The sequence below is a fragment of the Litorisediminivivens sp. KMU-197 genome (genome assembly GCF_056858395.1).
The window spans coordinates 604,002-630,825 of the sequence record NZ_JBXEQG010000001.1 but is presented as its reverse complement, the minus strand read 5'-3'; the positions used below and the strand labels follow the sequence as shown (position 1 = coordinate 630,825).

29 protein-coding genes and 1 tRNA gene are annotated in these 26,824 nt (G+C 65.9%); 16 read left to right on the top strand and 14 right to left on the bottom strand.

From position 1 onward, the window contains the following. Positions 1 to 3 precede the first annotated feature (3 nt). Genes AC04PT_RS03090 through AC04PT_RS03080 form a run of 3 tightly spaced genes read left to right on the top strand, consistent with a single transcriptional unit; the run spans position 4 to position 4,299 of the window. The gene (locus AC04PT_RS03090) at positions 4 to 402 is read left to right on the top strand and encodes a hypothetical protein (RefSeq protein ID WP_482872030.1); all 399 of its coding nucleotides are present in this window, start codon (positions 4 to 6) and stop codon (positions 400 to 402) included. Next, positions 395 to 2,629, top strand: coding sequence for a glycosyltransferase family protein (locus AC04PT_RS03085; RefSeq protein ID WP_482872028.1), 2,235 nt, complete (start codon positions 395 to 397; stop codon positions 2,627 to 2,629). The genes AC04PT_RS03090 and AC04PT_RS03085 overlap by 8 nt, the downstream gene beginning before the upstream one ends. Next, positions 2,626 to 4,299, top strand: coding sequence for a sulfotransferase (locus AC04PT_RS03080; RefSeq protein ID WP_482872027.1), 1,674 nt, complete (start codon positions 2,626 to 2,628; stop codon positions 4,297 to 4,299). The genes AC04PT_RS03085 and AC04PT_RS03080 overlap by 4 nt, the downstream gene beginning before the upstream one ends. A gap of 50 nt (positions 4,300 to 4,349) precedes the next feature. Here the strand turns inward: AC04PT_RS03080 and AC04PT_RS03075 are convergent, their stop codons facing one another. The 4 genes from AC04PT_RS03075 to AC04PT_RS03060 form a co-directional block, all read right to left on the bottom strand. Then, entirely contained in the window at positions 4,350 to 4,733 is a 384-nt protein-coding gene (locus tag AC04PT_RS03075; protein ID WP_482872026.1) for a hypothetical protein, read from the bottom strand. Positions 4,734 to 4,750: 17 nt separating this feature from the next. Then, on the bottom strand, positions 4,751 to 5,140 hold the full coding sequence (gene csgH / locus AC04PT_RS03070) for a curli-like amyloid fiber formation chaperone CsgH (protein WP_482872025.1): 390 nt from the start codon (positions 5,138 to 5,140) through the stop codon (positions 4,751 to 4,753). Between the two features lie 62 nt (positions 5,141 to 5,202). Continuing rightward, a complete protein-coding gene (locus tag AC04PT_RS03065) occupies positions 5,203 to 5,643 on the bottom strand; it encodes a hypothetical protein (protein ID WP_482872024.1) in 441 nt (146 codons plus the stop codon). Between the two features lie 354 nt (positions 5,644 to 5,997). Then, a tRNA-Leu gene (locus AC04PT_RS03060) sits at positions 5,998 to 6,083 on the bottom strand. Between the two features lie 182 nt (positions 6,084 to 6,265). Here AC04PT_RS03060 and AC04PT_RS03055 point away from each other — a divergent pair. After that, on the top strand, positions 6,266 to 6,880 hold the full coding sequence (locus tag AC04PT_RS03055) for an exopolysaccharide biosynthesis protein (protein ID WP_482872023.1): 615 nt from the start codon (positions 6,266 to 6,268) through the stop codon (positions 6,878 to 6,880). Between the two features lie 91 nt (positions 6,881 to 6,971). Then, positions 6,972 to 7,439: a disulfide bond formation protein B gene (locus tag AC04PT_RS03050; RefSeq protein WP_482872022.1), complete on the top strand. Its 468-nt coding sequence runs from the start codon at positions 6,972 to 6,974 to the stop codon at positions 7,437 to 7,439. A gap of 175 nt (positions 7,440 to 7,614) precedes the next feature. On the opposite strand, the gene AC04PT_RS03045 is transcribed toward AC04PT_RS03050, so the two are convergent. Continuing rightward, positions 7,615 to 8,040: an Lrp/AsnC family transcriptional regulator gene (locus tag AC04PT_RS03045; protein WP_482872021.1), complete on the bottom strand. Its 426-nt coding sequence runs from the start codon at positions 8,038 to 8,040 to the stop codon at positions 7,615 to 7,617. A gap of 117 nt (positions 8,041 to 8,157) precedes the next feature. Here AC04PT_RS03045 and rocF point away from each other — a divergent pair, with 117 nt between their 5' ends. From rocF to AC04PT_RS03025, 4 genes are all read left to right on the top strand, one after another. After that, positions 8,158 to 9,084 (top strand): arginase, encoded by a 927-nt coding sequence (gene rocF / locus AC04PT_RS03040; RefSeq protein WP_482872020.1) that lies wholly within the window; start codon positions 8,158 to 8,160, stop codon positions 9,082 to 9,084. A 35-nt stretch (positions 9,085 to 9,119) separates the two neighbouring features. Beyond that, positions 9,120 to 10,163, top strand: a complete 1,044-nt coding sequence (locus tag AC04PT_RS03035; RefSeq protein ID WP_482872438.1) for an ornithine cyclodeaminase — start codon at positions 9,120 to 9,122, stop codon at positions 10,161 to 10,163. A gap of 242 nt (positions 10,164 to 10,405) precedes the next feature. Next, the gene (locus AC04PT_RS03030; protein WP_482872019.1) at positions 10,406 to 11,107 is read left to right on the top strand and encodes an SDR family NAD(P)-dependent oxidoreductase; all 702 of its coding nucleotides are present in this window, start codon (positions 10,406 to 10,408) and stop codon (positions 11,105 to 11,107) included. A gap of 104 nt (positions 11,108 to 11,211) precedes the next feature. After that, positions 11,212 to 11,781 (top strand): carboxymuconolactone decarboxylase family protein, encoded by a 570-nt coding sequence (locus AC04PT_RS03025; RefSeq protein WP_482872018.1) that lies wholly within the window; start codon positions 11,212 to 11,214, stop codon positions 11,779 to 11,781. Positions 11,782 to 11,820: 39 nt separating this feature from the next. Here the strand turns inward: AC04PT_RS03025 and AC04PT_RS03020 are convergent, their stop codons facing one another. The 8 genes from AC04PT_RS03020 to purC form a co-directional block, all read right to left on the bottom strand. After that, positions 11,821 to 12,420 (bottom strand): rhomboid family intramembrane serine protease, encoded by a 600-nt coding sequence (locus AC04PT_RS03020; protein WP_482872017.1) that lies wholly within the window; start codon positions 12,418 to 12,420, stop codon positions 11,821 to 11,823. Positions 12,421 to 12,559: 139 nt separating this feature from the next. Further along, positions 12,560 to 13,231, bottom strand: coding sequence for an aminotransferase class IV family protein (locus AC04PT_RS03015; RefSeq protein WP_482872016.1), 672 nt, complete (start codon positions 13,229 to 13,231; stop codon positions 12,560 to 12,562). Then, entirely contained in the window at positions 13,189 to 14,310 is a 1,122-nt protein-coding gene (locus AC04PT_RS03010; protein WP_482872015.1) for an aminodeoxychorismate synthase component I, read from the bottom strand. Before AC04PT_RS03010 ends, AC04PT_RS03015 begins: the two co-directional genes overlap by 43 nt. Positions 14,311 to 14,368: 58 nt before the next feature. Continuing rightward, positions 14,369 to 15,706 (bottom strand): sigma-54-dependent transcriptional regulator, encoded by a 1,338-nt coding sequence (locus tag AC04PT_RS03005; protein WP_482872014.1) that lies wholly within the window; start codon positions 15,704 to 15,706, stop codon positions 14,369 to 14,371. A 22-nt stretch (positions 15,707 to 15,728) separates the two neighbouring features. Beyond that, entirely contained in the window at positions 15,729 to 17,513 is a 1,785-nt protein-coding gene (locus AC04PT_RS03000) for a sensor histidine kinase (protein ID WP_482872013.1), read from the bottom strand. A gap of 52 nt (positions 17,514 to 17,565) precedes the next feature. After that, positions 17,566 to 18,240 (bottom strand): phosphoribosylformylglycinamidine synthase subunit PurQ, encoded by a 675-nt coding sequence (gene purQ / locus AC04PT_RS02995; RefSeq protein WP_482872012.1) that lies wholly within the window; start codon positions 18,238 to 18,240, stop codon positions 17,566 to 17,568. A 72-nt stretch (positions 18,241 to 18,312) separates the two neighbouring features. Further along, a complete protein-coding gene (gene purS, locus AC04PT_RS02990) occupies positions 18,313 to 18,543 on the bottom strand; it encodes a phosphoribosylformylglycinamidine synthase subunit PurS (RefSeq protein ID WP_482872011.1) in 231 nt (76 codons plus the stop codon). Between the two features lie 80 nt (positions 18,544 to 18,623). Beyond that, on the bottom strand, positions 18,624 to 19,385 hold the full coding sequence (gene purC, locus AC04PT_RS02985; protein WP_482872010.1) for a phosphoribosylaminoimidazolesuccinocarboxamide synthase: 762 nt from the start codon (positions 19,383 to 19,385) through the stop codon (positions 18,624 to 18,626). 165 nt (positions 19,386 to 19,550) lie between these two features. Here purC and AC04PT_RS02980 point away from each other — a divergent pair, with 165 nt between their 5' ends. The 3 genes from AC04PT_RS02980 (at position 19,551) to AC04PT_RS02970 (ending at position 22,352) form a co-directional block, all read left to right on the top strand. Then, on the top strand, positions 19,551 to 19,865 hold the full coding sequence (locus tag AC04PT_RS02980) for a DUF1476 domain-containing protein (protein WP_482872009.1): 315 nt from the start codon (positions 19,551 to 19,553) through the stop codon (positions 19,863 to 19,865). A 120-nt stretch (positions 19,866 to 19,985) separates the two neighbouring features. Further along, positions 19,986 to 20,891 carry a nitrilase-related carbon-nitrogen hydrolase gene (locus AC04PT_RS02975; RefSeq protein ID WP_482872008.1) on the top strand — a complete coding sequence of 302 codons (906 nt, stop codon included), beginning with the start codon at positions 19,986 to 19,988 and terminating at the stop codon, positions 20,889 to 20,891. A gap of 63 nt (positions 20,892 to 20,954) precedes the next feature. Then, entirely contained in the window at positions 20,955 to 22,352 is a 1,398-nt protein-coding gene (locus AC04PT_RS02970; RefSeq protein ID WP_482872006.1) for an MBL fold metallo-hydrolase, read from the top strand. A 67-nt stretch (positions 22,353 to 22,419) separates the two neighbouring features. Here AC04PT_RS02970 and AC04PT_RS02965 read toward each other — a convergent pair whose 3' ends face one another. Then, on the bottom strand, positions 22,420 to 22,914 hold the full coding sequence (locus AC04PT_RS02965) for a DUF421 domain-containing protein (protein WP_482872005.1): 495 nt from the start codon (positions 22,912 to 22,914) through the stop codon (positions 22,420 to 22,422). A gap of 235 nt (positions 22,915 to 23,149) precedes the next feature. Here AC04PT_RS02965 and AC04PT_RS02960 point away from each other — a divergent pair, with 235 nt between their 5' ends. Genes AC04PT_RS02960 through AC04PT_RS02945 form a run of 4 tightly spaced genes read left to right on the top strand, consistent with a single transcriptional unit; the run spans position 23,150 to position 26,683 of the window. After that, positions 23,150 to 23,584, top strand: coding sequence for a YeeE/YedE family protein (locus AC04PT_RS02960; protein ID WP_482872004.1), 435 nt, complete (start codon positions 23,150 to 23,152; stop codon positions 23,582 to 23,584). 3 nt (positions 23,585 to 23,587) lie between these two features. Further along, on the top strand, positions 23,588 to 24,031 hold the full coding sequence (locus AC04PT_RS02955; RefSeq protein ID WP_482872003.1) for a DUF6691 family protein: 444 nt from the start codon (positions 23,588 to 23,590) through the stop codon (positions 24,029 to 24,031). Then, positions 24,028 to 24,945 carry an MBL fold metallo-hydrolase gene (locus tag AC04PT_RS02950; RefSeq protein WP_482872002.1) on the top strand — a complete coding sequence of 306 codons (918 nt, stop codon included), beginning with the start codon at positions 24,028 to 24,030 and terminating at the stop codon, positions 24,943 to 24,945. The genes AC04PT_RS02955 and AC04PT_RS02950 overlap by 4 nt, the downstream gene beginning before the upstream one ends. Positions 24,946 to 24,967: 22 nt before the next feature. Further along, positions 24,968 to 26,683: a SulP family inorganic anion transporter gene (locus tag AC04PT_RS02945; protein WP_482872001.1), complete on the top strand. Its 1,716-nt coding sequence runs from the start codon at positions 24,968 to 24,970 to the stop codon at positions 26,681 to 26,683. Positions 26,684 to 26,824: the final 141 nt, after the last annotated feature.

The window sequence follows — 26,824 nt, the reverse complement described above, 5'->3', positions numbered from 1 at the left end:
GGCATGTCACGCCGCGGTGAAGACGCGGGCGAACAGGACAGCCTTTCGCTTCATCCCGACGGTCGCCGCGTCCTCATGATTTATGCCCTCGACCGCGCGCCCGAGGCGCTGGCCCCGGTGATCGGTCCGCTGTCGCGCCGTTTTTTCCGCCACCAACTCGTCTTCGTGCACACATCGCTCGATTTCCGGACCTTCATGGACGCCAAGGCCGCGTTCGAGGCCCTGCCTTCGCTCGCGCAGATCGCCGCCTTCCCGAAGCTCACCGACTGGCCCGCCTATCTGGCCGAACGCCGCGCGCTTCTGGTCACCAAATGGGCGCCGCGCCGTGCGATATCCTACGGGATAGGCTTCGACGACTACCTCTCCCAGGCCCGGCGGATTGCCCTTGCCGACGATGAATGAACTCGACGTCGTATACGTCGTGGACGGCCGCTTCGAAGGCGGCGTCTCCACCGCCGTCGCCAGCGAGCTTGACGCCATCCTCACCGAGAACGCCCATATCCGCGTCGGTCTGCTGCTGGTCCGCGCCCATCTTTTGAATCTGCCCTGGCCGGTCCACCCCGGAATCCGCGCCCATGTGGAAAGCGGCCGGCTGCATCTGCTCCGCCCGGGCGAGGCGTGGCACGCCCAGCTTGCGCTGGTGCATCACCCGGTGGTGTTCCGCTACCTGCCGCGCAGCCGCCTGCCGGTCAGTGCCGACCGAGCGCTGCTGATCCTGCATCACCCGATGTACGACAACGACGGCCAGCGCCAGTACGATCTGGCAGAGGTGCAGGCCAATATCGCCGCCACCCTTGCGCCCGAGGTCTGGGTGGCCCCGGTCAGCCCGGCCGTGCGCCGCACCCTTGCCGGGCACCGTTCACCGCATGGCCCGGTGGTGGCCGAGGACTGGATCAACCTGATCACCCCCGCGCAATGGCCGTTCGATCCCGACCGCTCGTCTCCGGACCCGGCGCATATCGTCATCGGCCGCCATGCACGGCCCCACGCGCAGAAATGGCCCGACACCTGGGACGAGGCCGCCCAGGCCTATTGCGCAGACCGGCCCGAGATAGAGCTGCGTATCCTCGGCGGCGGCGATTTCCTGACCGAGCACTACGGCCGCGCCCTGCCCGCCACATGGGTCTCGCAGGATTTCGACCCTGCCGGCGTGCCGGATTTCCTGCAAGACCTCGATTTCTACGTCTACTACCATTCCGCAACCTGGCTCGAAGCCTTCGGCCGCACCGTTCTGGAGGCCCTCGCCTGTGGGATCGTCACCATTCTGCCACCGCATTTCGAAGACCTCTTCGGCGAAGCCGCCGTCTATGCCGAGCCCGAGGACGTCAGCCACGTGATCGATGGCTTCCTTGCCGACCCCGACGCCTGGCAGGCGCAGCGCCAGCGCGCCCGGCTCTGGGTCACCTGTCATCACAACGCGCAGGAACGCGCCTTCGACCGGCTCATGCTCTATGGCCTGCGCGACGTCCGCGCCCCCAAGGCCCCGGTGGTCAAGCGCGGGCACAAGGCGCCGGTCCTGTTCCTGTCGACCAACGGCATCGGCGTCGGCCACCTGACCCAGCAACTGGCCATCGCAGACCGGCTGCCGCAGGACGATCTGCAACCGGTCTTCGCCTCGATGAGCTTTTCGCTCAAGGTCGCCCGCGATGCCGGCTACCCGGCGTTCTACCTGCCCCACCACCGCCACCTGGACGCGGAGCCGCAAGCCTGGAACCGGGTCTTCGCCGAAGAACTCTTCGACCTGATCCGCCACCTGCGCCCCGCCACGCTGGCCTATGACGGAACCGCCGTGTTCGGCGGCCTCGCCGATGTGCTGCGCGAGGTGCCCGACCTCTGTTCGCTCTGGGTCCGCCGCGCCATGTGGCGTGAATGCCACCGGCCCTTTCTGGAACACGCGCACCTGTTCACCGGCGTGCTGGAGCCCGGCGAATTGGCCGGAGACCTTGACCACGGTCCCACGCGCGAGGTGCGCGATTACGTCCATACCGTCGGTCCGGTGCTGCATATCGACCCGGCGGCAAGGGCGGATCGCGAAACCGCCCGCGCCGCCTATGGCCTTCACGACAATGATCTCGCCGTGGCCCTGCAAATGGGCTCGGGCGCCAACTTCGACCTGAAGGACCTGCGCGAAACCGTCATCGACCGCCTGCTGCGCGATCCCCGCGTCCGGGTGCTGGAAATCGTCTCGCCGCTGGCCGCCATGCCGCCCGAGGTACCCGGCGCCGGCGGCCGCGTCATCCAGATGCGCGAATTTCCCAGTTTCCGGAACAGCCGCGCGCTCGATGCCGCCATCGGCGTCGCGGGCTACAATTCGTTCCACGAACAGCTTCTGGGCCACATCCCCACCATCTTCATCCCCAATGAGGCCGAGGAGATGGACAGCCAGCTTACCCGCGCGCAATGGGCCGACGTCACCGGGCTGGCGCTTTGCCTGCGCGCGCGCCATGATATCGGCGCGCTGGACGACACCCTGCGGCGCATCCTCGATGATGACGAACGCGCCCGCCTGCGTCAGGCCATGTCCCGCTTGGACCCGCCCACAGGCGCACAGGAACTGGCCGAGATCGTCGCCGACCACAGTGCCATGATCCGCACCGACATCGCCCCGGAAGAGGCCTATCCGCGATGAGCCTGCCCGCGAAACGCCTTCTGGTCCTGTTTGCCGGTCCGCGCTCGGGCTCGAACTACCTGATCGACATTCTCGGCCGCATCCCCGACATCGTCGCCCTGTCCGAGATCTTCAATCCGCGCGGCGCCTATGGCCTCAATCTCTATCCCGACCTCGAAGCCCGCATGCTGGAAACCTACGGTTCCCCCGAGGCCGTCAGCCACCACATGCGCAGCGCCCCGGCCGAGTCGCTCGACACCCTGATGCACAACGTGCCGGACGCGACCCCGGTGATCGTCAAGGTCCAGCCCAACCAGGTCCATCAGCTGGCCATCCGCCGCATCCTGCACGACCACGCCGCCGGCGCCCTGATCCTGAACCGCAACCGGCTCGATCAGTATGTCTCGCTGCGCAAGGCGCGCGAAGCCGACACATGGTTCAAGACCGACACCACCGGGATACGCCCCATCATCAGGGCCGAAGCCTTCCTGTCCTGGACCTCTACCCAGGAGGCCTGGATCAGCCGGATGGCCGATCTCTGCACAACCGAGCAGGTCCCCACCAGCCATCTCTCCTATGACCGCGACCTCAAGTCCGGCACCCCGCAGGACATCGCCGAAACCCTCTGCGACAGCCTCCGTGCCATGCCGGTCACCGTCAAACCCGGAAATCTTCTGGGAAAGTCGTGGTTCACCCGACAGGACAAGACCGAAGACCCCTTCGACAAGATCGCCAACGGCCCCGAGCTTCGGGCCGAGCTTGACCGGCTGGGCGTGCTCGACATGGCGCTCGCCGCGCCCGAGCTGAACGCACCCTCCGCCGATACACCGCCCGACCTGATTCAGAACCCCGACGCCGGGGCCGATCTGCTGAAGGCAGGCGAATTCGCAACCCTGCGCAGGGCGGTCGACCGGGTCGGCCACGACGCGACGCCGGAGATTTTCCGGCCTGACACCCACGATGCCCCAATGCACGGCTTCACCCGCGTCACCTTCGTCTGTGGGCTGCACCGCTCCGGTACGACGCTGATTCACGATCACATCGCCGCCCGCTTCGACCTTGCCACCCTGCATCATGACGGCGTTCCGCGCAGAGAAGGCCAGTTCCTGCAGGACGTGCTGCCACAAGAGGCGCCCTTCGGCGGCCCCGGCCACTTCGCCTTCGCACCGCAGATGGTGCCGCCCCCGGTGCGCGACCGCCGGCAGGCCCGGACCCTCGCCGATCGTCTGCTGGACGGATGGTCCGCCCATGCCGACCGGCCCGAGCATCCGCATCTGCTTGAAAAATCGCCCACCAACCTGACCCGCATCGCATGGCTTCGCAGCGTCGTGCCCGGCGCCCGCTTCGTGATCGTCGCGCGCGACCCGCGGGCGGTGGCCCTGTCGACGCTGGAATGGCGCCCGGCCTCGCTCGACCTGTTGCTAGCGCATTGGCACAGCGCCTATCTGGCGGCCCTGGCCCAGCTGGACAGCGACTGCCATGTTTTACGCTACGAGGATTTCTGCGCCGATCCCGACACCCATCTCGCGGACATCGCCGCCTTCTGCGATCTGGAGCCTCGGGACACTCCGCTGCCCGACCCCGAAGAGCCGATCCGCGACCGAACCCCGGACCGGCTGGCCGACTGGCCGTCCGACACGCAATTCGCCCCCGCGCTCAAGGCGTGGGAGCTCTTCGGCTACAGGTTCTGACCGGGCCGGGCAGGCCGGGCAAATCGCCCGGCCCCGCCTCTGCACCGTGCTCAATATCCGTATTGCATCACGATCCCGGCCTGACCACCGCGCTGGTGGATGTTGGCCCGGGCGCCGTAACCGCGCTGGATCACCGCCAGACCATTCGGTCGGCCACTCTGGATGACGTCGGCGCTGTGCCCGCCACCCTGCTGGTCGATCCGGATGCAGTGGCCGCGGCCGATCTGGCGAATGCCGGTCCGCTGGTAATAGCCGTCCTGCATGACCTGCGCGCTTTGATGCATCGCCCGGCAGATGGCGCGGGCCCGTTGTTCGGGCGTCGGCAGCGGACGGTCGGTGTGCATCGGCGGCGCCCAGGTATATTGAACCATTTCCGCAGACGCAGGCATCGCGGTGGCGGAAATCCCGAGGGCGAGGATGAGAAGACGTAGCATGGCTGTTTCCTTTCGGATCAAAGTGTCGTGGGAACGGTACGCAGCGGGCAGACATAAGTGGTGCCGCCCGTGCGCAGGGTGAACTCGGCCTTCAGGCGCCGCGCCGTGGTCGACAGCTCGATCTCGCTCAGCACGAGGTCATCCCCCCGCGCCGCGCTGAAATCGCCCGACTGATCGATGGTCGCGCTGCCGCCATGGCCGCTGTCGCGGACCGTTACGGTATAGCTGCCAGACATGGTGGCCTGCGGACGCAGGCGCGCCTCGATCAGAGTGCCACCGGCGATCGGGGTCAGCCGCAATTCGCAAAGGCCGTCGGTCCTGCGGTCATGGGCCATCGTCGATGCGGCGCCGGCGACTAGGCCAAGACCCGCGACCGAGCCGATCAGAAGTCTGGATACAGAAGTCATTGCAAGCTCCTTTCCGGGTTGCGGACAGCCGTCTTGATGACGGCTGCCCGGGGCGGTGCCGATCAGTCCTGCACGATCACCGAGATGTTGCCGCGGCCGCGCTGGATGGTCTCGACCCGGCCACCATTCCCGCCCTGGATCACGCCCACCGCGTTGCAGCGACCGGACTGGTCGACCGAGGCGGAGTTGCGATGGCCGAACTGCGCGACCCCGGCGATGTTGCAGCGGCCGCGCTGGCCGGTTTCGGCATAGTTGTCGGTGCCGTTCTGGCCGACGACGGTGCGGTTGCGGGCTCCGTCCTGGGTGGCGATGGTGGTGTTGCGCCAGCCGTCCTGGGTGATGGTCAGGCGGTTGCGGTGCCCACTCTGGCCGCCGCCGATGCCATTGTGATAGCCCCACTGCTCGATCTTGACCTTGTTGCCACCGGCATAGGCAGGGGCGCCGGCGGTCACGGCGATCATCAGGGTCAGGGCGGCCGATTTGAAGAAAGTCGTAGCGGTCATGTCGTGTGTCCTCGTGGCTGTCAGGTTGCTGTGTCCGACCCGGTGCAGGGCCGATACAGCAACCAGACGCCGGGACCGGTCAGGCAGGCAATAACGCGCCGACGACATCCGATGACGGGCCAATGTTATCAGCTATCAAGAGCCCTAACGCATTGAAATATAATCTGCATATCACCACCCGGTGGCAGTGCCCCGGGCCGGGTCGTCCGCCCCCGTCGCGCCGCCGGTCAGCCCCACGAAGCGCGAATCCCCGACTCGCCCGCCGCGGCACACCGACGCGCAGCGCAGCGGGTGACACTAGTCGCCCAAACATTACCTGAAAGAATAAATGAAAGCGGAGATCGGCGAGATCTTTGGTACCCAAGGTCGGACTCGAACCGACAAGGCCGTTAAGCCGGGGGATTTTGAATCCCCTGCGTCTACCATTCCGCCACTTGGGCCCGGGCCTGTCCTACAACGCAATTTGAACGCCTGCAAGCGTATGGACGCCATGACAGCGTGAATTGCCGGCGCCACAGTTACAGATTGAAAGCGCCGACCGCTGGTGATGCGCCCGGGGATTTGCTATCCGGCAGGCAACCCCCCGATTGCCGGGAGAACAACCCCCAAGGAGAGCCTCTTAATGTCGGCCGCAACCTCGCAGGACATGGCAATTTCCGACCGCATTGCCGCGCTCGTTGATGAGGCGCCGGACGAGACGGTGACGCTGCAATGGCTTATGGAGCACCTGCACGAACGCGCCTTCGGGCTGTTGCTGCTAGTCCTCGCCCTGCCCTGCTGCATTCCGTTTCTCTACGGCATTCCGCAGGTGGTGTCGCTGCCGCTGATGTTCGTGTCGGCGCAGATTGCCCTAGGCCGCCGTGCGCCGTGGCTGCCAGGCCGGCTAGCGGCACGCACCGTGACCACCGGCGACCTCGCCAACCTGTCGCGGCGCGCAGGCCCATGGCTGCGCAAGATCGAAGCCATCAGCCACCCTCGGCTGTCGGTTCTGACCCGCGCCCCGTCGGACCGAATCGTCGGTCTGGCGCTTGTGCTGTTCAGCGCCTCGATCATGGTGCCGCTGCCGGCGACGAACACCGTGCCAGGCTTTGCCGTGGTGCTGGTGGCCATGGGCCTGTTGCAGCGCGACGGCCTGCTGGTGATCCTCGGCATGGTGACAGGCACCGCATGGATCGCCTCGCTGCTCTTTGCCGGCGCCACCCTGATCAGCCTGATCAAGGCCTGGCTGGGACTTTAGGACACACCACCGCGCGCCGGCGCTTGCGGGCTTGTCCGTCGCCACCGCAAGCCGCATATCACCACCAAACCGAACAGACCGAGGAACGCCCGTGCCACGCCAGACCCTGATCATCCTCGCCGCCGGAGGCTCGCTCGCCCTCCTCGCCGGAGCCTTCCTGTTCCAGGCCCTCGGCTGGGCGCCCTGTGCGATGTGCCTGTGGCAGCGCTGGCCCCATGCGGCCGCCATCGTGATCGGGGCGCTCGCCCTCGTCCTGCCCGGCCGCGCCCTGCCGCTGCTCGGCGCCCTCGCCGCCGCCACCACCGCCGGCATCGGCGTCTATCACAGCGGCGTCGAACGAAAATGGTGGGAAGGTCCGGCCAGCTGCACCGGCTCCGGCGGCGATCTCGGCGGCCTGTCTGGCGGAGACCTCCTGCCCGGCGGCAGCGATGTGCCGCCGCTGGTGCTCTGCGACGCGTTCGAGCCCTTTCTCTTCGGCCTGACCATGGCCAACTGGAATGCGCTGTTCTCGGCGGTGCTGGTGCTCGTCTGGCTCAAGGCCGCCCGCGCCCCTGCCTGACCCGCCGGGCTCCTGATCCGTCAACGGATCAGTCCTGATCCATCAATGGATCAGCCGCCACCCGGCATCGGCCCCAGGCACACCCCCGAACCGTCAACGGATCAGTCCTGATCCATCAATGGATCAGCGGCCACACAGCACCGGCCAAGGCCACAAGCATCCGGCCCAAGCCGCCTCAGCCCGACTTGCGCGTCGACAGCAGCAGGCTGGTTTCCGAGGTCGCCACCCCATCGAAGCGCCGGATCCGCGCCAGCACCGCGTCGAACGCTTCCAGCGTGTCCGCCCCGATCTCGGCGATCACGTCCCAGCGCCCGTTGGTGGAATAGAGCGCCCGCACCTCGGTCATCCCGTGCAGTTGCCGCAATATCCGGTCCGTTCCGCGGCCCTCGATCCCCAGCATCATCAGCCCGCGCACCGGGTCGGTCTGTGCATCGCCCTTCAGCACCACCGTGAAACCGACAATCTCACCCCGACCCTGCAATCGCTCGATGCGCGCCCTGACCGTCGTCCGCGACAGCCCCAGCCGCGCCGCCAGATCCGACAGCGACGCCCGCGCATCGTGCCGCAAGGCCGCGATCAGGCGCCGATCCGTATCGTCCATTTCGAAATCTCACTCATCCGTTTTGCACAAACCCTCCCCGATACGATCACTTTGGCCGCTCCCGGACAACCGTTTTATCGGGCATAGTCGCAGCAACCCAGACATCGCGGAGGCCTCATGAAACCCAAGACCTGCATCCTGATCGGAGCCCCAATGGACAGCGGCAAGCGCCGCGACGGCTGCCTTATGGGACCCGATGCCTATCGCACCGCGGGGCTCGCCCGCGCGCTCACCGACCTCGGCCTCAAGGTCATCGACGACGGCAACCTGACCCCCGCCAGCCACCCCGCCGACGACGGCACAGGCCGGCTGCACAAGCCGCAGGAAACCATCGCCTGGACCTACCGCCTGATGCGCGAGGCCGAGCAGGCCATGACCCGGGGGCTGCCGATCTTCCTCGGCGGCGACCATGCCCTGTCGCTTGGCACCGTGCCCGGCGTCGCCGCCCATGCCGCCAGCAAGGGCCGGCCGCAGTTCGTGCTCTGGCTGGACGCACACAGCGATTTCCACACCGCCGAAACCACCACCTCGGGCAACCTGCACGGCACCCCGCTGGCCTATGCCACGGGCCGCAAAGGGTTTTCGGGTTTCCCGAAGGTCACCGCCCCGATCCCCGAGGAGAACATCTGCATCATCGGCCTGCGCTCCGTCGACCCCGAGGAACGCGCCATGCTGCAGGCAAGCGGCATCCACTACCATGACATGCGCGAGATCGACGAAACCGGTATCGCGACGCCGCTCTCGGCCTTCCTGAGCCGCGTTGAACAGGCCGGCGGCGCTCTGCATGTCTCGCTCGACGTCGATTTCCTCGACCCCTCGATCGCGCCCGCCGTCGGCACCACCGTTCCCGGCGGCGCCACCATCCGCGAAGGCCACCTTGCTATGGAACTGATCTGCGACAGCGGACTGATGACCTCGCTCGACCTCGTCGAACTGAACCCCTTCCTCGACGAACGCGGCCGTACCGCGCAGGCCATGGTCGACCTCGCCGCCTCGGCGCTCGGCCGCCGCGTCTTCGACCGCCCGACCCGGTCCTACATCTGATGGAGCGTCCCGTGAAACCGCTGAAACCCGCCGAGCTGCAACCCTCGGACAAGGCCCTGGTGCCCTTCGTCTCGGTCGACAACATGATGCGACTGATCCACCACGTCGGTATCGCGCCGATGCTGCGCGACCTAGCGGGCTATATCGAGGCCGACTTCCTGCGCTGGGAGAAGTTCGACAAGACCCCGCGCGTCGCCTCGCATTCCGACGTCGGCGTGATCGAGCTGATGCCCACCTCGGACGGCGAGGCCTATGGCTTCAAATACGTCAATGGCCACCCGAAGAACACGAAGGAAGGCCTGCAAACCGTTACGGCGTTTGGATTATTGGCCGATGTCTATACCGGCTACCCGGTGCTGCTGACGGAAATGACCCTGCTCACCGCGATGCGCACCGCCGCCACATCCGCCATGGCGGCCAAGTACCTTGCGCCTGCGGGTGCCACCACCATGGCGATGATCGGCAACGGCGCGCAGGCGGAATTCCAGAGCCTCGCGATGCAGGCGCTGGTGGGCATCGACACCGTGCGGCTCTATGACATCGACCTTCGCGCCACTGAAAAGGCCGCCCGCAACCTCGCCGGTTCCGGCCTGACCGTGGTGCCCTGCACCACTGCCGAAGAGGCCATCGAAGGCGCGCAGATCCTGACCACCTGCACCGCCGACAAGCAGAACGCCACCATCCTGACCGACAACATGGTCGGTGCCGGCGTGCACATCAACGCCATCGGTGGCGACTGCCCCGGCAAGACCGAACTGCACCGCGACATCGTCGCCCGCGCCGAGATGTTCGTCGAATACCCGCCGCAAACCCGTATCGAGGGCGAATTGCAGCAGATGCCCGACGACCACCCCTTCACCGAGTTGTGGCAGGTGATCGCCGGCACCGCACCTTGCCGCCGCGACGCGCGGCAGGTGACGCTGTTCGATTCCGTCGGTTTCGCGATCGAGGATTTCTCGGCGCTGCGCTACGTGCGCGACCGGATCCGCGGCACGGAGTTCTACATCGACCTCGACCTGCTCGCGGACCCGGACGACCCGCGCGACCTGTTCGGCATGCTCATGCGCTCCGCGGGGTGACGGCGGGACGCGCCGGCGCTGCCCGGCCGTTGTGTAAACGTCTGCGATGACTTTGCCGGGCCCCTTCGGCCCGGCTGCCAGTCGGAAAGCGGCCATTGCTGCTTTTGGTCCGCAGGGTGATTGCTTTCAGCCCTTACGATACCGGCCAGACCGCCGGCCAAGGCGGACGCATGTCCAGTCCTTGCGCGAAACTGGTCGTTAAACGATGATGATCAGGCGCAGACAATGTTGGAGAAATCGACATGTCGGGAAAAGTTTGCACGATCGTCGGGTTCGGGCCCGGCCTTGGCAGGGCATATGCAGAGACCTTCGGAAAAGCCGGATTCGACCTCGCTCTCCTGAGCCGGACTGGTGCCGATTTGGGCCTCGGTAACGCCGAAACGACTGTAAAAGCCTATACTTGCGATGCAGCGAACCCGGATGACCTCCGGTCCAGGCTCCAATCGGTCGAAAGCGAGATGGGGCCGATCGACGTGTTGATCTACAACGCCGATCTTGCCCAGTTCGGCACGCTTGACGACATTTCCGAAGATCAGTTCGAACAGAGCTGGCGGGTAAGCGCATTCGGACTTTTCACCACGATGAAGCATCTGGGCCCGCAGATGGCGGAACGCGGTTCCGGTTCGATCATCGTGTCCGGTGCCACCGCTGCCCTGCGCGGCAACCTGTGGACAACCGCCTTCGCGGCCGCAAAGTCGGCACAGCGCAATCTGGCACAATCCCTAGCCAAGCAACTCGGCCCCAAGGGTGTCCATGTCGCCTATCTCGTGATCGACGGAGTGATAGACACTGCGGATACTCGGAAAAACTTCGCGCCGGACAAGCCCGATGAGTACTTCATCCAGCCCGGACGGATTGCCGAGGCCGCATTGATGCTGGTCAGGCAGGACCCCTCGGCCTGGACCTTCGAACTCGACCTGCGGCCATTCGGCGAGAAATGGTAGATGCAACGCGGTGCGAGGACACTCGCGGGATTTGTGGCGGGGTGATCCGTACCCGCGCCTTCCCCCCGTGACCGTCGTCAATCACCTTGTGAGTGAGGTTTGATTTGAAACGCCTTTTTCCATCCCTGCCCGAAGGGTCCACGTTGGGAAGTGTGTATCGCGCATTTCCCGAAAAGCTGCCCGCATGGTGCGCTTATGAAAGTTTGGTCATGCGCGGCGACAGTGACCTTTCTGTCGCCGAACGTGAACTGATCGCAGCCTATGTCTCGGGGCTGAATGCATGTGTTTATTGCCACGATGCCCACACCGTCTTTGCAAGAGCGTACGGAATCGATGTCCAGACGATTGAAGCGATGATGCAGGACCTTGAAACCGCCCCGGCTGACCCGAAGTTGAAACCGGTCCTTGCCTTTGTCGAAAAGCTCACCCTTTGCCCGTCACGCATGGTCGAGGCCGATGCGCAGGCCGTCTACGATGCTGGCTGGTCCGAACGCGCGTTGTTCGACGCCATTCAGGTCTGCGGTGTGTTCAACCTTGTGAACCGGCTTATCGAAGGCACCGGCATCAGCGTCGATGGTCGTGAACCGGCCCCGATCGACGAGGAAAAATTGGCCGATCTTCGCAGCGACACTTTTTACACGGATTTTGCACGGAAGCATGGGATCAAGTTGTGATGAGACGTGTCGCCATCACGCTTGCCACGGCGGCACGTGTCACTCCCGATCGACGCTGCCAAGGCGCGGCGCATGGACGTGCGTTCGGACAAGGAATGCAGCAGCCACGCCCGCGATAGCGCCGAACAGGTGGGCCTCCCATGAGACGCCGGGTTGACCCGGCAAGACGCCCCAAAGAATGGAGCCATAGAGGAAGCCGACCAGCAGTGCCGCGCCCAGCGTGACCGGCGAGCGGTCCACCACGCCCCGCGCCACGAGGAAGCCGAACCAGCCGAAGACCAGCCCTGACGCGCCGATATGGATCGCGGAACTGCCGAACAGCCAGACCAGCCCGCCGCCAAGCCCGATCACCACGGTATTCACAGCCAGCAAGGCCCGTGTGGCGGTGGCCACCAGCAGCCCGCCCATCACCAGAAGCGGTGGCGTATTGGACACCAGATGCGCAAAGCCTCCGTGCAGGACGGGCATCGCGATGATGCCGTCCAGCCCGCTGACGTGCCGGGGGATTAAGCCAAAGGCCGGGTTGAGGCCGTAGCCGGTGATCCAGTTGGCGATCTGGATTGCCCAAAGCAGCCCGATAAAGGCCGCAAGCGCCGCGGCGCGCCGCAGGAATGGGCGCATGTGATCCCGGTTAATCATGTCGGCAAAGGTATACGCCTTCGCAGCACCTTCAATGGCTATTGCGCGGCGTGCCGTTCCGCGGCCAGCGGAACGCAGCGGCGAACCGCCATGCAGAACAATGCAGGGAACACTGCCGCAGCCTGCGGTCACCGGCCAGTCACGACGCCTGAGACGCCCTCCTGCCGTCCGGCCAGTCGACGAGGGTCGCCGCGATGCGTCCGCGCAGGGCGTTGCAAAGGTGCAAGCCCCGGGCGGTACGCAGGTCGCCCGGCGTGACAGAGGCCTCGCGGACCCTGCCCTGTGCCAGAAGCTCACCACGCATTACGCCCGGCAGCACGCCGTCGGAAAGTGGCGGGGTCACCCAGCCGTCGGGACGCTCGACCAGCAGGTTTGTGATCGTGCCTTCGCAGACATGGCCTGCCTCGTTGAGAAACAGCGCCTCGTCGATCCCCGGCGGCAGATCGGCGCGGGTCCTGTCATAAAGGGCACGGTTGGTAGATTTGACACCCAGCCACGGATCGCCGCTGTCCAGCCGCTCGGGCGCGATGGCCACCCGCCAGACCCCGGCCGGCACCGGCGCGGCCCCCGAGGTCATCTCCAGCCGCCCCGCCGCATCCAGCGTCAGCCGCAACCGCAGCGGCGTGGTGCCGGCCACCGTGGCAAGGGCGGCATCGAAGGCACGGGCGTCGAAGCCGAACCCCAGCCGCGCCGCTGCGTCCTGCATCCGCGCCCGGTGACGCGCCGCGAGGGCAACGCCCTGCCCCGGCTGCCACAGCATGGTCTCGATCAGGCGGGTATCGGCTGGAGGGTCGCGAAACGGCTTTTCCAAAGGGCTTCCTCGTATTCCGATGCGGCGCGGCTGTCCCAGACCAGCCCGCCGCCGACGTTCAGTCGTGCCGTTTGGCCCTCGACCGTCACCGTCCGGATTGCCACGTTGAACTCGGCGCGGCCGTCCGGCGCGGCCCAGCCGATCGCGCCGCAATAGACGTCACGCGGGGTTTCTTCCAGCGCACGGATGATCTCCATCGCCCGGATCTTCGGCGCGCCGGTGATCGACCCGCAGGGAAACAGCGCTCGGAACACATCGGCCAGCGTCACCTCCGGCGCCAGCTCGGCCTCGATCTGGCTGACCATCTGGTGCACGGTGGCATAGGTCTCGACCTTGAAAAGCTCGGGCACCTGCACCGATCCGGGCACCGCCAGCCGCGACAGGTCGTTGCGCAGCAGATCGACGATCATCAGGTTCTCGGCCAGCACCTTTTCGTCGCCGGTCAGCCCATCGCGCAGCGCCGCATCCTGCGCCGCTGTCGCGCCACGCGGCGCGGTGCCCTTCATCGGCCGGGTGGCGATCCGGCCGCCCGAGGCGATGCGAAAGAACAGTTCCGGCGAACGCGACAGGATCGACGGCCGCCCGGTCTCTTCGATCAGCACCCCGTGCGCCACCGGCTGACGCGCGGCAAGCGCAGCATAAAGCGCCTCGGCAGCCCCCTCGGCGCGGGCCCGCATCGGGAAGGTCAGGTTGGCCTGATAGACGTCGCCGGCCCTGATCCAGTCGTGCACCCGGCGAAACGCGCGCGCATAGCGTGCCGCGTCCCAGTCCGGGCGCAGGTCCGACAGTCCCGCCGGGCCGCTCCGCAAGGCCGAAGCCGCGCGGGGCGCCTCGAAACCGCCGAAGGACATCAGCGGCACCCGGCGCCCGCCGGGCATCAGCCCCGCCAGCTTCGGCTCCAGCGCATAACCCATCTCATAGCTGGCGTAACCGGCCAGCCACAGGCCCTCGGCCTGCGCCTCTGCCAGCGCCTCCAGCGCGGCGGGCACCTCCGCAGCGTCGCGGGCCTCGATCCGTCGCACGGGACGGATGAACTCCGCCGCCCCGCCGTCAGGCCCCTTGTCAAACCGTATCCGCATCGTCCTCAGCCGTTCTTCGTCGTCCGCGTGCGTCGAAACTATCAGACGCCGCCGCCAATCAGCTCAGGTAATCCGACCTCTGGAGCCCGTATTTCGCCATCTTCTCGTTCAAAGTACGCCGTGGCAGGCACAATTCGTCCATCACGGACGAGATCGACCCCTTGTGACGTCGCATCGTATTGTCGATCAGCATCCGTTCGAACGCCTCGACATATTCCTTCAGCGGCTTGCCTTCGGTGGTCATTACCGGCTGCATTTCCTCGTGGTCGTTCATCAGCAGCGAAGCGATGGTGCCCGAGCCGCGCCGCGATTGCAGCACCGCGCGTTCCGCCACGTTGATCAGCTGCCGCACGTTGCCGGGCCAGGGCGCCTGCAACAGCTGCGCCGCTTCCTGCGCGGAAACCTCCGGGGTTTCGCAGCCGTATTCATCGGCGAACTGCTCGCTGAGACGGGTGAACAGCGTCAGGATGTCTTCGCCCCGCTGGCGCAGCGGTGGCACCGTGATGCGCAAGGCCGCCAAACGGTAGAACAGGTTCGGCTTCAGCACGTCCTCGGGCGTCTTGTCCTGCTCCTGCAGGTTGGAAATCGCCACGATTCGGGTCTCGGACGGCGTCCCCTGATCGTTGATGAAGCTCAGCAGCCGCGCCTGGTTGGCCTCGGACAGCGATTCGATATCCTCCAGCACCAGCGTGCCGCCGCGCGCTTCCTCCACCGCCGGCAGCCGCGATTCGTCGGGCTGCACCGGCCCGAACAGCCGCCGCGCCAGCGCCTCTTCCTCGAAGGCCGCACAGGAAACCAGCACGAACTTCTTGCCCGCCCGCGACCCCACGGCATGCAGCGCATGGGCCACCAGCGTCTTGCCGGTGCCGGTTTCGCCGTCGATCAGCACGTGTCCGTCGGCCTGCCCCAGATCGAGGATGTCCTCGCGCAGACGTTCCATCACCGGGCTGGCGCCGATCAGCTTCTTCATCAGCTCGCCACCGTCCGACAGCTCTCGCCGAAGCTGCCGGTTGTCCAGCGTCAGCCGCCGCGCGTTGACCGCCTTCTTGGCCAGCTGGCTCATCTTGTCCGGATTGAACGGCTTTTCGAGGAAGTCGAACGCACCCAGCCGCATGGCTTCCACGGCCATCGGCACATCGCCGTGGCCGGTGATCATGATGACCGGCAGCGCGCTGTCCTGCGACATCAGCCGTTTCAGGAACTGCATCCCGTCCATGCCAGGCATGCGGATATCGGTGATCACGATGCCGGGATAATCCGGCGTCAGCGCCTTCAGCGCGTCCTCGGCGCTGGCAAAGGTTTCGGTGTCATAGCCCGACAGCGCGAGCCATTGACCGATCGACTGTCGCATATCCTGTTCGTCGTCGACGATCGCGATTTTCATGAGCTTGGCCATTATGCCCTCTCGACTTCATATTTCATTCGGCGGCTTCGGTTTCCGCGTCCTCGTTCAGGATCGGCAGCTGCATCTCGAAAACCGCGCCGACCTCTTCTCCGTTCCGCGCGATCAGCCGGCCGCCGAGGTCCTGCACGATCCCCGATGAGATCGCCAACCCCAGCCCGACGCCTTCGCCGGGCTGTTTCGTCGTATAGAACGGCTCGAACAGCGCATCGAGGTCCTCGATCCCATGCCCGTTGTCGCGCACTGTCAGCGTCGCGGTCTCGCCACCCGACAGGATCACCTCGATCTGCGGATCACGCAGCCCCTTGGTGGCATCTAGGGCGTTTCGCAGCAGATTCACCATCACCTGCTCGACTCGCACCCGGTCGGCCATCACCCGCACCGGCTGCGGCGGCAGCACACGGCTCAGGTTGATGTGCCGCTGCTTCAGTTGCGGCTCCATCATCGCCAGCGCCGAGGCCAGCGATTCGCCCATGTCCACCGGGCTCAGCCGCTCGCCGCCCTTGCGGGCATAGCTCTTCAATTGCCGCGTGATCGCGCCCATCCGGTCCAGCAGGTCGTCGACCCGCGCAAAGGAACTCAACGCCTCGTCCGGCCGGTTGCGGTTGATCAGCAGGCGCGCGCCGGCAAGATAGGTCTTCATCGCCGCCAGCGGCTGGTTCAACTCGTGGCTCACCGCGGCCGACATTTCGCCAAGGGCCGCCAGCTTGGAGCTTTGCGCCAGTGTCTGCTCGGCCACCGCCAGCGTCTTTTGCACCCGCTCGCGTTCGGCGATCTCGCGTTGCAGCCGGGTGTTCAGCGCCCGCAACTCCGCCGATTCCCGCTGGAACAACGCCATCTTGAACGCGGTCTTGCGGCTGAGGAAATAGAACGCCAGCGCCAAGAGCATGGCAAAGCCCATGATCTCCATCGCTAGCACCGAATTCACCTTCTCGCGCACGCTGGCATAGGGCGTGAACGACACGATCCGCCACCCCCGAAACGGGATCCGCGCCTCCATCCGCATCACCGCCTCGCCCTGCAGATATGCATCCGCCGGCACCTGCGTCCAGTCCGAGGTCGCCCGGATCGCCCGCTCGATCGCGGTATCCGCGGGTTCTCGGCGCAGCGCGTCCACTTCCGCCAGCCCGCGCCACCGCGGCTCGGTCGCAAGGATGATCCGCCCTTCGCTGTCGGTGATCAGCACCGCATCGGCAATCCCCGCCCAGGCGCGTTCGAACTTGGCCAGATCGACCTCGACGACGATCACGCCGACAAGGTTGCCGCTGCTCTCGATCCGCCGGGAATAAAGAAACCGGAAACCTCCGGCCTCGCGCGGGATCGCGGAAAATACCGTCGCGTTCGACCGTTGCGCGCCGATGAAATACTCCTCGGTGCGGTGCAAAGAGCCGAGGATATTGCGGTCCGTCGCCGCCACCGCGCGCCCGTCGCCATCCAGCAGGATCAGCGAGGCCGCGCCGATTTCGTCCACGAACGAGATAAGCCGCTGTGTCGACTGGGAATAATCGCCCGAATTGAGCGCCCCGATCAGCGCCGGGTCCCGCGCCAGAAGCTGCGGCACGATCGAGTTCCGCCGCAGTTCCGACAGCACGTTGCCGGAATAAAGCGCCAGCCGCAGCTCGGCCCGGTTGCGCGTCGTTTCGGTGAAACGGTCGGTGAGCAGCCGGTTGGTGAACCAGACGGTCGTGATCGCCAGAATGAGCAGGCAGAACAACGCCAGCCGCACCCGCCAGCTCAGCGGGTTGCTCCGGCGCCAGAGGCCTTCGCCCGACCGGTATGTCCTGCGCGGTGAGGGTTCCATCAGCCGACTCTACGCCGCCGCTGTCCTGCGCTCAAGCAACAGGCCCGCGATGTCAGGCGGTGACCCGCCCGAGCGCCGCCGCAAGCGCGTCGAACATCGGCTTGCCGTCGGTGTTGCCATGCGCCGGTTCCGCGGCCCGCTCGGGATGCGGCATCATGCCCAGCACCCGGCGGTTCGCCGACAGCACGCCGGCGATATCACGGGCAGAGCCGTTGGGGTTGTCGCCATAGCGGAACGCCACGCGGTCATCGCCCTCCAGCCGGTCGAGCGTGGCATCGTCAGCGAAGTAATTGCCATCGTGATGGGCAATCGGGATCAGGATTTCCTGTCCTTTTTCATAGCCTTGCGTGAAGATGCTGTCACCGGTTCCGACCACCAGCGGCACGCTGCGGCAGATATACTTCAGCCGCGCATTGCGCAACAGCGCGCCCGGCAGCAGCCCGGTTTCGGTCAACACCTGAAAGCCGTTGCACACGCCCAGCACGTATCCGCCGGCCTCGGCATGTTGCTTCAATTCGCGGCAGATCGGCGAATTCGCGGCAATCGCGCCGCAGCGCAGATAGTCGCCATAGGAAAAGCCGCCGGGCACGCCGACGATATCGACCCCCTCGGGCAGCGCGTGATCCTTGTGCCAGATCATCGACACGTCGAACCCGGCCTGTTCAAAGGCCATGGCCATGTCACGGTCGCAGTTCGATCCGGGAAAAACGAGAACGGCAGCTTTCATCGCGGGACTCCTTTGCGCACCCTTTGGTCGAAATCGCGCGGTTTCGCAAGCCGCGACCCGATGTCGTCCATGTCAGCCAAGCTCGATGCGGTAGCTCTCGATCACCGTGTTGGCCAGCAGCTTCTCGCACATCTCGCCCACTTGCGCCTCGGTGGTGCCCTCCTCCAGTTCAAGGTCGATCACCTTGCCCTGCCGCACCCCTTTCACACTGTCGAACCCCATGGCGCCGAGCGCGTGGCGCACTGCCTCGCCCTGCGGATCCAGAACTCCGGTCTTCAGCATCACATGCACACGCGCTTTCATCTGGCCTCGTCTCCTGCACCCGGACACCGGGTCTGTTGTCTTTTCAGATACCCAAAATTCACCCGAAGAACCGGGCGCAATCAGTTGATAAGTTTCGGCTTTTCCATCGGTGTGGCCTTGCGCGGCATGACCCCCAGCCGGGTCGCGACCTCGGTATAGGCATCGGTCAGATTGCCCAGATCCTGGCGGAACACGTCCTTGTCCAGCTTCTTGCCGCTTTCGATATCCCAAAGCCGGCACGAATCCGGGCTGATCTCGTCGGCGACGATCAGCCGCTGGAAATCGCCGTCGTAAATCCGCCCGATTTCGATCTTGAAGTCCACCAGCCGGATGCCGACGCCGTACATCAGCCCCGACAGATAGTCGTTGACCCGCAGCGCAAGGCTCAGGATGTCGTCCATGTCCTGCGGGCTGGCCCAGCCGAAGGCTGCGATATGCTCTTCAGTGACCAGCGGATCGCCCAGGGCGTCGTCCTTGTAGCAATATTCCACGATGGGCCGCGGCAGGCGCGTGCCTTCCTCGATCCCCAGCCGCTTCGACATGGTGCCTGCGGCATAGTTGCGCACGATCACTTCCAGCGGCACGATCTCACAGGCCTTGACCAGCTGCTCGCGCATATTCAGCCGTTTGATGAAATGCGTCGGCACACCGATCTCGTTCAGGCCGGTCATGAAGAACTCGCTCAGGCGGTTGTTCAGCACGCCCTTGCCGTCGATCACGTCCTTCTTCTTGGCGTTGAAGGCGGTGGCATCATCCTTGAAGTATTGCACCAGAGTGCCCGGCTCGGTGCCTTCATAAAGGATCTTCGCCTTGCCTTCGTAGATTTTCTTGCGACGCGCCATTTCGCGATCTCTCCTGCCAATGCGCGGCCTCCGGGCCAACATGGCCCGCCGCGTGCGCCCTCTTACGCCATGCTCCGCTTTGTCGCAAGCGGACCTAAACCCTTGCGGCGCGCGGTGCGGAGCGGCATATCTGTAGGAAAGCACAACGCTCCGGAGAACCTGCCCATGACCACCTTCGACGACCGCGAACGCGCCTTCGAAAACAAGTACGCCCATGACGAGGAAATGAAGTTCAAGGCCGAGGTGCGGCGCAACAAGCTGGTGGGCCTCTGGGCGGCCGAACTGCTGGGCAAGACCGGCGACGACGCCGACGCCTACGCGCTGGAAGTGGTCAAGTCGGATTTCGAAGAGGTCGGCCACGAAGACGTGGTGCGCAAGGTGTCCGGCGATCTTGGCGACAAGGCCAGCGAAGACGAGGTCCGCGCCAAGATGGCCGAGCTGCTCGTCGTCGCCAAGGGCCAGATCCTCACCGAGGCCTGAAACACGGCCTGAATTACCTGCCCTCGCGGTCCGACGCGGGGGCAATCTGCCGGTGCCCCATTGCCGCCTGACCGGTGGGCGCTACCTGCCGCCGATCATTCTCACACGGCAGGACATACAGTGGACCACGTTTCCATCGACCTTTGGGCAGCCAACCTCGAACCGGCGGTGCCCTACCTCCAGACCTGGCTCGACCAGCTGGACGCCCGCGCGGCGCAGACTGCCGCCCGCGGTGCCCAGATGCTTGTCATGCCCGAATTCGCCTGCGCCCAGTGGCTCAGCTTTGCGCCGCCGGAACTGGCCAAGGCCGACACGCTGGGCTGGCTGGCCGAAACCGGCGGCCCCGCGCTTGACGCCATTGCCGCCATGGCCACCCGCTACGGCATCTCGATCCTGCCCGGCACCATCCCGGTCGCCGCCGGCAAGCAGGGGTTCTACAACCGCGCCTTCCTGCTCACCCCCGACGGTCAGCGCCACACCCAGGACAAGCTCAGCCTCACCCCGCTTGAGGAACAGGGCGCCGGCGGCGCCACCGTCCACGGCGACAGCATCAACGTCATTGCCTGGAACGGGCTGCGCATCGCCATAGTGATCTGCCTCGATACCGAGTTCACGGCCCTCTGGTCGCGTCTCGGCGCGCTCGACCTCGACCTGATCGTGATTCCCGCCAAGACCGACATGATCACCGGCTACAACCGCGTCTTCGGCTGCGCCCGCGCCCGCGCCATCGAGCTTCAGACAGCCGTCTGCGTGCTGGGCGCGGTCGGCGTGCCGATGGGTCAGCCGGTCACCGACACCGGCGTCGGCGGGGCCAGCGTCTTCCTGCCCTGTGACGTCGCGGTCTCGCTCGACGGCACCTTCGCCACCCTGCCGCCCCAGACCGCGCCGATGATGACGGATCACGTCCTCGCCGCCGCCAACATCCCCGTCGGCCTCTGCCGCAGGATCCGCAATGGCGAGGCCGAGGCCGAGGTCCTCCCCGCAGGCTGGTCCGCCGATCACCTGAAGGTCAACGATCCGGGCTGAGGCTGTCGCCGGAACAAACCCTCCTCTGCACCGGTTTTCACAAGACAGCCATAGGAGGTCCCGATGACAGTCCGATTCGAGCAAATCCTGGCCGATGGCGTCGCTGAATGTTCCTACCTGCTGGGCGATGACGCCACCGGCACCGCCGCGGTGGTCGATCCCACCCCCGATGTCGAGGTCTATCTTGAGACCGCGCGGCGCTTCGGCCTTTCGATCACCCATGTGTTCGAAACTCACATTCACGCCGACTTCATGTCCGGCGCCCGCGAACTGGTCGACAGGCTGAACGGCGGCGCGCGGCTTTTCGTCAGCACCGAGGGCGGCGCGGACTACGATTTCGATCACCAGCCTGTCCGCGACGGCGACCGCTTCGAATTCGGCGGTATCGCCATCGAAGCCCGGTTCACCCCCGGCCACACCCCCGAACACATGTCCTACCTGCTCTACGATCAGGGCTGCGACGCGCCTTGGGGCGTGCTCTCGGGTGATGCCTTCTTCGTCGACAGCGTCGGACGGCCCGACCTGATGGGCGACGACAAGACCGATGAGTTGACCGAAAAGCTGTTTCACACCGTGCAGGACGTCTTCATGCAGCTTGACGACGGCGTCATCGTCTATCCCTGCCACGGCGCCGGGTCGGCCTGCGGGCCCGACATCGGCGACCGCATGTCCAGCACCATCGGATACGAGCGCCGCCACAACCGCTATGCTCAGATCACCGACCTGCAAGAGTTCTGCGAAACCATGAAGCAGGATGCCCCGCCGACCCCGACCCATTACCCCCGTCTGAAGAAGGTCAACGCCGCCGGCCCGCCGGTGCTGCGCAACCTGCCGCGCCTGCCCGGCCTGACGCCTGAACGCTTTGCCGAGGCCGCGACAGACGGCCAACTGCTCGACACCCGCGACATGCTGGCCTTCGGCGCCGGCCATATCGCGGGCGCGCTCAACATCGGCGCCCGACCCGAGTTGTCGGTCTGGGCCGGCTGGCTGCTCGATCCCGACACGCCGATCTATCTCGTCACCGGCGACGATCGCGACGTGGACCGGGTGCTAACCCTGCTCTGGCGCACCGGCTTCACCAAGTTCGGCGGCTACCTTGCCGGCGGCATGGGCGCCTGGCGCGAGGCTGGCCACGACATGGCCGCCATACCTCAGATCACCGTGCATGATCTCAAGGATGCCGACGACCTGCACCCGCTCGATGTCCGCAAGGACGAGGAATGGCAGGGCGGTCACATCCCCGGTGCAACTCATGCTTTCCTCGGCAACCTGCGCGACCGGATTGATAAGCTCGACCGGTCGAATCACTACGCCACCTATTGCGCCAGCGGCTTCCGGGCCAGTATCGCGTCAAGTCTGATGGCCGCGCACGGGTTCGACAATCTCAGCAATGTCCCCGGCAGCTGGAAGGCCTGGACCGCCGCCGGCTACGATACGGAAACCCCGGAACGGGGGAGTTGACCCGCACGCAACCGGGCAGATCGGCGGTCTCCGCATCCGACGCTGACCTTTTCGGGGGAGCCACGCCCTACGGGTCGCGCTTGGTGATGATGCTGATCTGCCCGTTGCGCTCAAGATAGGCCTCTTCGACCTCCGAGATATCCCTGACGCCGTTCAGCCGAAGCTGCTCGGTTATGTCATGGTGTCCCAGCCGTTCGCGCCGGATGGCCTGCCAGTCGACCTTGCCCTCGTGGACCAGCCGGATCGGCCGCCCCTTGACCGCCCGCGACACCAGCTTCGATCTTGGCGCGAGCGCGGTCATCAATGCATAAAGCGTCACCAGCAGCGCCGTCGCCATCAGCGTCGGCACCAGCGGAGCGTTCCCGGTCAGCGCCCGGCTCAGGCTCGACCCCAGCACCACCGTAATCACGATGTCCAGCGCCGACAGGTTCGAAAACGACCGTCGGGGCGCCAGCCGGTACAGCAGCGCCGCGTAGCAGAAGATGATCGCCGCTCGCAGGCACATCTGCCACCAGCTGATATGCGGGGTTTCCTGACCTGTCAGAAAGTTGAAAGTCTCCATGCGCGGCCCTCCCGGACGGTTACATCCCGATATAGCGCGTGCGCCCCGCAGGACACCTTGTGCCCTTTCTAGGAACCTGCCGGCGTCCCGACGGTTGATTCAGGCAGAGACTTCAGGCATTTCCGTGCGGCACAGGCACAGAAAAACATATTCTAACTATTGAATATCAAGCATGGCGTCTCTATCCTTCGTTTGAGGGCGCGGTGCCGCCGCGCAGGAATAAGGAATCGTAACGATGGAAACCACCTTCACCCCATGGCTGTCGCTGGGCGGCGGCATGATGATCGGGGCCGCGTCGGTGCTGCTCATGGCCACCAACGGCCGTATCGCCGGCATCAGCGGGCTGACGTCGCGCATCTTCGCGCGGTCGACCGACGGCGAGGCACGCGGTGTGTCTGCGCTGTTCGTGCTGGGCCTGCTGCTGGCCGCCCCGATCTGGATGCTGGTCTCTGGCGACTGGCCCGACCAGTGGGTGCCCTCGAACCCTGTGCTGATGGCACTGGCCGGCGCGCTGGTCGGCTTCGGCGCGGTTTTCGGCAATGGCTGCACATCGGGTCACGGGGTCTGTGGCATCAGCCGCGGATCGCTGCGCTCGATCATCGCCACCGTGACCTTCATGGTGACCGCCGTGATCACCGTCTTGATCATGCGCCACGTGGTCGGAGGCTGAACGATGAAGCAAGTTTTCGCTCTTCTCTCCGGCCTGATCTTCGGCTTCGGCCTCATCGTCTCGGGCATGTCGGACCCGGCCAAGGTGCTGAACTTCCTCGACCTGTTCGGCACATGGGATCCCAGCCTCGCCTTCGTCATGGGCGGCGCCATCGCCGTAACCGCGCCCGGGTTTGCCCTGCTGTTCCACCAACGGGACACGCCGCTCTTCGATGTCAGGTTCGCGCTGCCCACCAGCCGCGACCTTGATCCCAAGCTGCTGACCGGCGCCGCGATCTTCGGCACCGGCTGGGGCCTCGGTGGCTTCTGTCCCGGACCGGCGCTGACCGCGCTGCCCATCGCCGCAACCGGCACGCTGATCTTCGTACCCTTCATGCTGGGCGGCATGTGGCTGGCCCGGCACATCGGAAATTTCCCCAATCCCTTCGCGAAAGGAGCGACCCAATGAGCACGCCTCTCGAGAGTCCCATCGTCCGTCACTCCCCCTCGACCGGCGCGAACAGCCCCGATGTCTGGGGCATCTACGAGCCCGATACTGGCTCGATCCAATATATCTGCGCCGATCCGGCCACCAAGCAGGCCGCGCTGATCGACGTGGTCTGGAATTTCGATCCCAAGAACTATCGCTTCTCGACCGAAAGCATGGATCAGGTGATGGATCTGGTCCGCGACAACGGCCTCACCGTGCAATGGGTGCTCGACACCCACCCCCACGCCGATCACGTCATGGCCTCGGCGCACCTGAAAGAGCGTACCGGCGCGCCCAACGCCATCGGTGCCATGGTGCCCGAGATCGCCAGGATCTGGGCCGATCTCTACAACCTGCCCGATGCCTTCAACCCCGCCCGCGATTTCGACCACCTGTTCAAGGAAGGCGAAACCTTCCCGCTGGGCGATCTGGAGATGCGCGTCATGCTGTCGCCCGGCCACACCCTCGGCTCGATCACCTATGTCTGCGGCGACGCCGCCTTCGTCCACGACACGCTGATGCAGCCCGACGTCGGCACCTCGCGCTCGGACTTCCCGGGCGGCAAGACGCACGAACTCTGGGACTCGATCCAGCAGCTTCTGGCCCTGCCGGAGTCCACGCGCCTCTACGTCGGCCACGACTACGGCACCGACGACCGGAACGAACCCGAATGGGAAGCCACGGTCGCCCGCCACAAGGCCGAGAACCGCCACGTGAAGGACGGCACCACGCGCGAAGACTTCATCCAGCGCCGGCAAGAGCGTGACGCCACGCTGGCCCTGCCCGACCGCATCCTCGCGGCGCTGCAGATCAATCTGCGCGGCGGACGGCTGCCCGCAGCCGAGGACGACGGCCACCATTACCTGAAACTGCCGGTCAACCGCTTCGACTGACCGCCCCGCCCCCGAGGCCCCAATGCTGTCACGCTACCTGCCCGTCCTCGACTGGGGCCGCCGCTATGATCGTGCCGCCTTTACCGGCGACGCGGTCGCGGCGGTGATCGTCACCATCATGCTGATCCCGCAATCGCTGGCCTATGCGCTGCTGGCCGGGATGCCGCCCGAGGCCGGGATCTACGCCTCGATCGTGCCCATCGTGCTCTACGCCATCTTCGGCACCAGCCGGGCGCTGGCGGTGGGGCCGGTGGCGGTTGTCTCGCTGATGACCGCCGCCGCGATCGGCAACATCGCCGAGCAGGGCACCGCAGGCTACGTCACCGCCGCCCTGACGCTGGCGGCTTTATCGGGCGCCATGCTGCTGGCGCTGGGCCTCCTGCGGCTGGGCTTTCTCGCCAACTTCCTGTCGCACCCGGTGATCGCGGGGTTCATCACCGCCTCCGGCCTGCTGATCGCCGCCAGCCAGCTGCGCCACATCCTGGGCATCGACGCCCACGGCCACACCCTGCCCGAACTTGCGGCCAGCCTCTGGGCCCATATCGGCGACATCAACCCGATCACCCTGACACTCGGGGCTGCGGCCACCGGCTTTCTGTTCTGGGTCCGCAAGGGGCTGAAGCCGTTGCTGCGCCGCATCGGCCTCGGCCCGCGCATGGCCGACATCGGCGCCAAGACCGGCCCGGTTCTGGCTATCGTCGCCACCACGCTGGCGGTCTGGGCCTTCGATCTCGCAGGCCACGGCGTCGCCATCGTGGGCGAAGTGCCGCAAAGCCTGCCGCCCTTCACCCTGCCGTCCGTCTCGCCCGACCTGCTGCGTCAACTGGCCCTGCCGGCGCTGCTGATCTCCATCATCGGCTTCGTCGAATCGATCTCGGTGGCCCAGACCCTCGCGGCAAAGAAACGCCAGCGCATCGACCCCGATCAGGAACTCATCGGCCTCGGCGCCGCCAACCTCGGCGCCGCCTTCACCGGCGGTTTCCCGGTGACCGGCGGCTTCTCGCGCTCGGTCGTCAACCACGACGCCGGCGCCGAGACCCCCGCCGCCGGCGCCTTCACCGCGCTGGGCCTCGCGCTCGCGGCGCTGTTCCTGACGCCGCTGATCCACTACCTGCCCAAGGCCACCCTGGCCGCGACCATCATCGTCGCCGTCCTCAGCCTCGTCGACCTGTCGATCCTCAAACGCGCCTGGGGCTTCAGCCGCGCCGATTTCGCCGCCGTCTCGATGACTATAGTTCTCACCCTGCTGGCCGGTGTCGAACTGGGCGTCAGCGCCGGTGTCGTCACCTCGATCCTCGTCCATCTCTACAAGACCTCGCGTCCGCACATGGCCATCGTCGGCCGCGTTCCGGGCACCGAGCACTTCCGCAACGTGCTTCGCCACAAGGTCGAGACCCAGCCTCACGTGCTGTCGCTGCGCGTCGATGAAAGCCTCTACTTCCCCAACGCCCGCTATCTCGAGGACCGGATCAGCGCGCTGGTGGCCGAGCAGCCCGAAGTGACCGACGTCGTGCTGATGTTCCCCGCCGTCAACGAAATCGACCTTTCGGCGCTGGAATCGCTGGAAGCCATCAACACCCGCTTGTCCGAGGCCCAGATCCGCCTGCACCTGAGCGAGGTCAAAGGCCCGGTCATGGACCGTCTCGAACGCAGCCATTTCCTTGGCGAACTGACCGGGCAGGTCTTCCTCAGCCAGCATGAAGCCGCGACGAAGCTGGCCCGGACGAAAATCGCGTGACACGTCCGGTGCTTGCGCTGCATCCTACCCATTGATCCCACCGGAGGCCCCGCCGCCATCCGCTCTGCGCCGATGCGCCGTCCCATGCCGACATCGCTGACATGGCCCGCGCCGTACATGCGCCCGACACGCCGCTGATCA